The 6,988-nt window shown below is 38.5% G+C and carries 10 protein-coding genes; 6 read left to right on the top strand and 4 right to left on the bottom strand.

Going from position 1 to position 6,988, the window contains the following annotated elements:
* The 3 genes from DP116_RS25930 to DP116_RS25920 form a co-directional block, all read right to left on the bottom strand.
* The coding region (locus DP116_RS25930; RefSeq protein ID WP_169157888.1) for a hypothetical protein at positions 1–235 on the bottom strand (235 nt) is incomplete at its 3' end.
* 199 nt (positions 236–434) lie between these two features.
* Positions 435–794, bottom strand: coding sequence for a hypothetical protein (locus DP116_RS25925; protein ID WP_169157887.1), 360 nt, complete (start codon positions 792–794; stop codon positions 435–437).
* A 179-nt stretch (positions 795–973) separates the two neighbouring features.
* Positions 974–1,903, bottom strand: coding sequence for an ATP-binding protein (locus DP116_RS25920; protein ID WP_169157886.1), 930 nt, complete (start codon positions 1,901–1,903; stop codon positions 974–976).
* A gap of 236 nt (positions 1,904–2,139) precedes the next feature.
* Between DP116_RS25920 and DP116_RS25915 the strand changes: the two genes are divergently transcribed.
* From DP116_RS25915 to DP116_RS25905, 3 genes are all read left to right on the top strand, one after another.
* A complete protein-coding gene (locus DP116_RS25915) occupies positions 2,140–2,325 on the top strand; it encodes a hypothetical protein (RefSeq protein ID WP_169157885.1) in 186 nt (61 codons plus the stop codon).
* 128 nt (positions 2,326–2,453) lie between these two features.
* Positions 2,454–2,876, top strand: coding sequence for a putative toxin-antitoxin system toxin component, PIN family (locus tag DP116_RS25910; protein ID WP_169157884.1), 423 nt, complete (start codon positions 2,454–2,456; stop codon positions 2,874–2,876).
* A 6-nt stretch (positions 2,877–2,882) separates the two neighbouring features.
* Positions 2,883–3,101 carry a toxin-antitoxin system HicB family antitoxin gene (locus DP116_RS25905; RefSeq protein WP_169157883.1) on the top strand — a complete coding sequence of 73 codons (219 nt, stop codon included), beginning with the start codon at positions 2,883–2,885 and terminating at the stop codon, positions 3,099–3,101.
* A gap of 19 nt (positions 3,102–3,120) precedes the next feature.
* On the opposite strand, the gene DP116_RS28740 is transcribed toward DP116_RS25905, so the two are convergent.
* The gene (locus tag DP116_RS28740) at positions 3,121–3,390 is read right to left on the bottom strand and encodes a hypothetical protein (protein ID WP_211173514.1); all 270 of its coding nucleotides are present in this window, start codon (positions 3,388–3,390) and stop codon (positions 3,121–3,123) included.
* A gap of 247 nt (positions 3,391–3,637) precedes the next feature.
* Between DP116_RS28740 and DP116_RS25895 the strand changes: the two genes are divergently transcribed.
* The 3 genes from DP116_RS25895 (at position 3,638) to DP116_RS25885 (ending at position 6,706) form a co-directional block, all read left to right on the top strand.
* Entirely contained in the window at positions 3,638–4,930 is a 1,293-nt protein-coding gene (locus DP116_RS25895; protein ID WP_169157882.1) for an FAD-binding oxidoreductase, read from the top strand.
* Positions 4,931–4,991: 61 nt separating this feature from the next.
* On the top strand, positions 4,992–6,347 hold the full coding sequence (locus DP116_RS25890) for a (Fe-S)-binding protein (RefSeq protein ID WP_169157881.1): 1,356 nt from the start codon (positions 4,992–4,994) through the stop codon (positions 6,345–6,347).
* A 206-nt stretch (positions 6,348–6,553) separates the two neighbouring features.
* Positions 6,554–6,706 carry a hypothetical protein gene (locus tag DP116_RS25885; RefSeq protein WP_169157880.1) on the top strand — a complete coding sequence of 51 codons (153 nt, stop codon included), beginning with the start codon at positions 6,554–6,556 and terminating at the stop codon, positions 6,704–6,706.
* Positions 6,707–6,988: the final 282 nt, after the last annotated feature.

Raw genomic sequence — 6,988 nt, 5'->3', positions numbered from 1 at the left:
CACTAATAGTGTATTGTGTCTTCTTAATTACAACATTATCTTGTTTAATTTCATTGTGGATATTTATTATGTCCTTTTCAATTAAATTAAAATCTAGAACATTTTCATTAATAGATTCCCAGTCATCAAATATCGTGTTTTTTTCTTCCCATGCCCTTTTAATTTTATCAATACCAAGCTGTGTAGTCTTAAATAATCTTTGGGACTTATCAGTCAAATTTTCTTCTTTTGACATAACAACCTCTTAAAGAATTAATTGAGTTTTTAAGTTGAATATCATCAAGTTTTTAGTTTTGTAGTTACCCAAGTTGCTAGTTATCAAAAAGTGCCTCAATTTAAGTACAAAACTGAAATTACTTGTACTTAACAGTACTTTAAAATGCACTTTTTGTATCATTAAGATACCGTTTACACGCACTAACTAGCAACTTGCTTTAGTACTTTAGTGTTGCAACCTGGAGTCCTGTTTCCTCGTTATTCGTTTTTTCAGGCACAATATCACGCAGATCCGAAGGTATATCAGCTTCTTTTATCTCTACTTTATCAGATTCCCTACGATAAGGCTTTTGACTCTCTTTATCTCGGGTGTATAAGTATAATTTTTTGTAATATTTTTTTCCTTCTTTAATCAAGAAAACAACACCCCCTACAAGAAATTCAACTAACTTGTTCATTTGATCAAGTAAAAAACCCATTACACGAGTAGCCCAGTCTTTAATTCTGTCCCAAAATACTACAGTACCAGCACCAATAATTGCACCAATTATTAACCAACTTATTGGATCTAAAGGCATAAATTTTTACCTCTAATTATCTAAAAATACTGTTTCTTTACTTAACATCTGTAGGAAAAGGTAACTGTTCATAGGGTATTGATGGAACTTTAGCGCTTTTTCACAGATTGTTACCAGATATTGTTATCAGTAAGCTGTTTAGAAAGTAGTATTGATAATACTCGTTTACATACAGCTTTTCAATTTGACATATCTGTTGATAAAACATTTGAATCTATTTTGACATCGCTCTTAAAAGTTACCGTAGAAGATTCTAACGAACGCCCTTTTTTGTGTTGTTCTTTGGTTTGCAAATATTTTTGGATCTCTTCTTTCATTATATCTTCAGAAATAGATTCTATCTTTTTTGTTAACAATTTTAAAGCCAATTTAAAAGTAATATTTTTAATATCACCGCCAGCTAAACCTTCACTGATTTCAGCAGCTTTATCATAACTGATTTCCTTAGGAATTTTGGGAGAGAGATGGAATTCCCATAATTGGATTCTCATAGTAGTATCTGGTAAAGTAAACTCTATATTAAATAAAATTCTTCTTATAAAAGCTTCATCGTAATTTTCAAATAAATTAGTAGCAAAAATTATTACCCCATTAAACTTTTCTAGTAAGGTTAATAATGTAGCTCTGACTGAGTTGACACCATAATCTGCTGCTTGTGATAAATTAGAAATTCTTTTACTCAATAACGTGTCAGCTTCATCAAAAAATAACAGACTTCTGCTGTTTTCAGCTATTGCAAACAGTTCTGATAAATTTTTTGACGTTCTTCCCACCAATTCTGACTCTAATTCTCCATAATTAACTTTAATAATATTCACTCCTAATTTATCAGCGATAGCCTCGGCAGTCACAGTTTTTCCAGTACCTGGCTGACCAAAAAAATTAATAGATATTCCATTACCACTTTTAAGAAACTTTTTGAATTCCCATTCATCTAATAAAATATCTCGATTTTTTATATAAGCAACAATTTCATCAATTTGGTCTTTAATGGCAGATGACAAAGCTAGTTCATTCAAAGTCCATTTGGGAACTTCTATATTAATATTAAAATCCTTTTTTTCAGGGTTGGTTGAATTCTCTTTTTCTTTTACTATCTTGTAACCCATATTTCTCTATTCTCTCAAAAGCTAATTAACTAAAAATTTCTCAGTTCAACTTAAGGCTTTCGTAAATAAACAAGAGCGATTACACTTCTGTAATTGCTCCCTTTATTTAGCCTTAATCCGAGTATGCAATGTTTCCCGTATTTGCACCAGACCAGATATACCAGTTAAGGTATCAGTTAAGAATTTAGTGGAATGCTTGTGTCAGCGAAGAGTGTACAACGAAGTGCGATACGCCCTTGGCGTCTGCGCTCTGCACCATCACGTTTAGACTTATTGATACTCGACTGGCGATCGCTGATTTGACACAGTTGCTAAGAGTGGGTAGACGCAAAGCGATTTATCACCAGACATCGCCTACATTAACCCCATCACCAGAAGTGCGTAGAAGCTCTGCTTCTTGTCGCCAGACATCGCTGATTTGACACGGTTGCTAAGAGTGCGTTCGCGTAGCGTGCCCTTCGGGCATTGGCACAGAGTGCCCGCCTTCGGCGATCGCTTTTGAGTCTTTTGACTGGGACTTTTATGACAGCGTATATGCTATCATAATGACATGGCGATTAAAATTGTAGTTGATACCAGCGTTTTTATTAGTGCGCTGATTAGCTCTAAAGGCTCCAGTCGAGAACTCATTCGACGCTGCTTGAAAAGAGAATATCAGCCTTTGATGGGAAATGCTTTATTTTCTGAGTATGAGTCAGTCATTCAGCGCTCAGAAATTATCGCTAAATGCCCTTTAACTAGTGAAGAAATTTCTGCTTTACTTGCATCACTGATGAGCGTAAGCCAATGGATTTCTATTTACTATTTATGGCGACCTAATTTAAAAGACGAAGCTGACAATCACTTAATTGAATTAGCAGTTGCAGGGAATGCCCAAATTATTGCTACTCACAATGTCAAAGATTTCCAAAATGCTGAATTGTTATTTCCTAACTTATCAATATTAAAACCCGAAAAAATTATTAGGAGTTAAACAAAAATGGCAACTTTAACTATTCGTTTACCAGACGATAAGCATAATAGATTGAAAGAACTTGCTCAAGCCAAAGGCATAAGTGTCAATAAATTAATTGAAGAACTTTCTACCATAGCTCTAGCAGAATTTGATACCTATACAAGATTTAAAGCAATGGCTGCAACTGCCAACCCAGAAGAAGGCTTAAGAATACTAGCTAAACTTGATACTCTGACAGAATAGAGCTTGTAGAGAGATTTGGCTATACTTCTCGTTCGCAATAAATACTCTCGCGGCTGATGGCTTCGTCTGAAAGAGGCAGCGTTTTGCTAAAAAAGGAACTATTTGCCAAATCCATGAGTGCTGCTTCCCATTCCTCATCTGTTGAGGTTTCAAAAAATGGCTTCTCTATTTGAGATACAGTTTCATTCAACCCACCTTCTGGATTCACCTCAATCGTCACAAACTTACCCGTTGCTAATTGGATTTCAGGGAAGGTTTTGCCTTGGCGTTCCCCTACGGGGAACGCCAAGGCATCGCTTCTTGTTCCGTTCTACCCTCAACCGTTAAGTTTGGCATTCCCACAACAGATGCAACAAAGTGACTTGTTGAAATAGGTAAGCGACTCATTAGTCTCGCTTTGAGACTTTGACAGGAGTTGTCTTGGGACATCACTAAGCTGTAGACTGAGGATTTATCAGCAAGGCTTTCACCAAAGCTAATAACAATGTACTTCTTTCATAAACCGTATTGATATATAGAGAGTCTAAAATAAACAAATGAAAGCGCTAGCCTCTTGTTTTGCATCTATTGTCGGCACAGAAAATACTGTCTGTTGGGAAGATGTACCAATCAGTCAGCAAAAATCTATATTACAGACTATTGCTTCCCCAACTCCTCCCAGTTGTATCGTCTATCCCCACACCACAGAACAGCTAGCGCAAGTCATCACAGAAGCACATCGCAACAAGTGGCGCGTCTTGCCATGCGGTAGTGGTAGTAAACTGAACTGGGGCGGGTTAGTCAAAGATGCTGACGTCGTAGTCAGCACAGAACGCCTGAATCAACTCATTGAACACGCCGTTGGCGATTTAACGGTGACAGTCGAAGCGGGAATGAAATTTTCTCGTCTCCAAGAAATGTTGGTAAACTCTCGGCAATTTCTTGCTCTTGACCCAATAACACAAGATACAGCAACCATTGGCGGTATTGTTGCAACTGCTGATACAGGTTCCCTACGGCAACGCTATGGTAGTGTAAGGGATCAACTGTTGGGAATCACCTTTATACGTGCTGATGGACAAATCGCCAAAGCTGGCGGGAGAGTGGTGAAAAATGTTGCTGGCTACGACTTGATGAAGTTATTTACTGGGTCGTATGGCACATTGGGGGTTATAAGTCAAGTGACGTTTCGCGTTTATCCTATGCAGGAGATATCGGGAACGGTGGTGCTGACTGGTGATGCAAAGGCTATATCTCAAGCTGCGAATGTCCTCAGAGGTTCTGCGTTGACACCAACCCAAGCTGATTTGCTATCAACACAACTGGTGTCTAGCTTGGAGTTAGGTCAAGGATTGGGATTAATTGCTCGCTTCCAAAGTATTGCTGAGAGTGTGAAGGAACAGTCAAACCGACTTTTGGAAGTCGGGGAACAACTTGGGTTAAAAGGGACGATATATTCAGCAGTGGATGAAGCTGATTTATGGCGCATATTGCGAGAACAAATGCATTCTTCTTTCAATGAGTCGGCAATAACTTGCAAAATAGGAGTGTTACCTACTTCTGCTGTTGAAGTTTTGACTCAAGCAGATGTGGGTTGGATTCACGTTGCTAGTGGTTTGGGGGTGTTGCGGTTTGAGGGTGACAACAAGATTGATGAGGTGTTGGGGATACGAAATCTTTGTCAAACCAATGGCGGTTTCCTTACTATTTTGTCAGCGCCGGTGAAGGTTAAGCAACAGTTGGATGTATGGGGCTACACTGGTAATGCTGTGCAGTTGATGCGTTTGATTAAAGGGCAGTTTGATAAGGAATGTATTTTGAGTCCGGGTCGTTTTGTGGGTGGAATTTAGGATAAACGAACCGCAGAGGCGCAGAGGAAGCAGAGAAAGAGAGGGGAGAGGAAGAGATAATATGCAAGTTTTTGAAGGTTCTGAGAATAAGAAGGCTAGTTTGGAGAATTTGACTGGTTTTGATGGAAATCATCCGCCAAATCCAAAGTTGATTGATAGTTGTGTTCATTGTGGGTTTTGTCTCTCGACTTGTCCTAGTTATCGGGTGATTGGCAAGGAGATGGATTCTCCGCGAGGACGCATCTATCTTATGGATGGGATTAATGAGGGTGAGATTCCTCTGAATAAGGCAACAGTAGAACATTTTGATAGTTGTTTGGGGTGTCTGGCTTGTGTGACGACTTGTCCTTCTGGTGTGCAATATGACAAGTTAATTTCTGCAACTCGTCACCAAGTTGAAAGGAATTATCCGCGTAGTTTGCCAGATAAGTTGTTTCGTCAACTGATATTTTCTTTGTTTCCTAATCCCGATGTTTTAAGGGTTTTGCTGGTTCCGTTGTTTTTTTATCAAAAGTTGGGTTTGCAGAAATTGGTGCGTGGAACTCAGTTGTTGAAGATTTTGTCTCCTCGCTTAGCAGCGATGGAATCAATTCTGCCAGAAGTTACTTTGAAATCTTTTCAGGATAATTTGCCAGATATTATTCCAGCACAGGGTAAGAAACGTTATCGAGTTGGGGTGATTTTGGGATGTGTGCAAAGGTTATTTTTCTCGCCAGTCAATGAAGCGACTGTGCGGGTTTTAACGGCGAATGGCTGTGAAGTTGTGATTCCTAAAACTCAAGGATGTTGTGCAGCGCTTCCTGAACACCAAGGACAAACAGAACAAGCCAAAGCTTTAGCAAGGCAGATGATTGATAGTTTTGCAAATACTGGTGTAGATTTTGTGATTATCAATGCTGCTGGTTGCGGTCATACACTAAAAGAATATGGTCATATTTTAGAAGATGATCCACAATATCGGGAAAAAGCGAAAGCATTCGCGGGGAAGGTTAGAGATGCGCAAGAGTTTTTGGTGAGTGTTGGTTTAACAGCAAAATTATCACCGCTTGCAAATCAACCCTTGAGTTTGGTTTATCAAGATCCATGTCATTTGTTGCACGGACAAAAGATTAGCTTGCAACCGCGTCAGTTATTGCGGGAAATTCCAGGCGTGACGTTGCGCGAACCAGTTGATGCAGCTATATGTTGTGGTAGTGCGGGAATTTACAATCTACTGCAACCAGAGGTGGCTGAGGAGTTGGGTAGACAAAAAGTTCAGAATTTGCTGAATACTGGTGCTGATTTAATTACTTCTGCTAATCCGGGTTGTAGTTTGCAAATTCGCAAGCATTTGCAGTCGCAGGGTAAACAGATTTCTATCATGCACCCGATGGAGTTGTTGGATTATTCAATCAGGGGTGTGAAGTTGGAAGTTTAAAAAAAAGCTACAGGTTACAAGCCTGTAGCTTTATGCAAAGAGCTATACCTACAGGGCTTTAGCCCGTGAATGGCACCCTGTCATCTAGTTATAGGTTTCAGGTCAGCAAACATATGCAGTTAGTTGCTGAGTAAGTAGATTTATAGTGGTTTATGTCATTAATTGTGAGGGGTTTTGAAATTCTAGAAATCTTGTAGAGATTTTGCATGCAACGTCAAGACAAACCATTAAAATTAATGAGGCAGACCACTAGTCGTCAAAACACCACTATGAATACAGAGAAAAATGTCATTTTTGAGTCAAAAATTATGCTACAGGCTGAATATGATCAGACAAAACGTCAGCAATTAGCTAAATAATTGTTTGATTTAGAAAAACAAGCGTATAAAAAAGACCAGGAATCCTGACATTTGAAACGATAGAACAAAGAAGTAGAGTCATCCAGATAAGTTTTAGTCTCATCAAGCTTTCATGAATTCTATAAGCTGTTTGTAAAGAAAGTTTAAATTTTTAGGATGCTTTAGTGCGACACCATAACGTCATGTCATGTTGTGCCTTTGAATACTTAATCTTAGCCTCATAATTTAGCTATTGATCATAATTTGTTAATTATATGATCGGATAATAATATCATAAAACTT

The organism is Brasilonema bromeliae SPC951 (assembly GCF_012912135.1).
Classification (GTDB): Bacteria; Cyanobacteriota; Cyanobacteriia; order Cyanobacteriales; family Nostocaceae; genus Brasilonema; species Brasilonema bromeliae.
The sequence above is the reverse complement of the archived record's forward strand: the minus strand, read 5'-3'. Positions and strand labels throughout refer to the sequence as shown.

What these genes read in the sequence shown, in the direction of transcription:
- DP116_RS25920 (WP_169157886.1), bottom strand. Translation starts at nt 1,903, where the DNA reads ATGGGTTACAAGATAGTAAAAGAAAAAGAGAATTCAACCAACCCTGAA.
- DP116_RS25890 (WP_169157881.1), top strand. Translation starts at nt 4,992, where the DNA reads ATGCAAGTTTTTGAAGGTTCTGAGAATAAGAAGGCTAGTTTGGAGAAT.
- DP116_RS25895 (WP_169157882.1), top strand. Translation starts at nt 3,638, where the DNA reads ATGAAAGCGCTAGCCTCTTGTTTTGCATCTATTGTCGGCACAGAAAAT.
- DP116_RS25925 (WP_169157887.1), bottom strand. Translation starts at nt 794, where the DNA reads ATGCCTTTAGATCCAATAAGTTGGTTAATAATTGGTGCAATTATTGGT.
- DP116_RS25910 (WP_169157884.1), top strand. Translation starts at nt 2,454, where the DNA reads ATGGCGATTAAAATTGTAGTTGATACCAGCGTTTTTATTAGTGCGCTG.
- DP116_RS25885 (WP_169157880.1), top strand. Translation starts at nt 6,554, where the DNA reads ATGCAACGTCAAGACAAACCATTAAAATTAATGAGGCAGACCACTAGT.
- DP116_RS25905 (WP_169157883.1), top strand. Translation starts at nt 2,883, where the DNA reads ATGGCAACTTTAACTATTCGTTTACCAGACGATAAGCATAATAGATTG.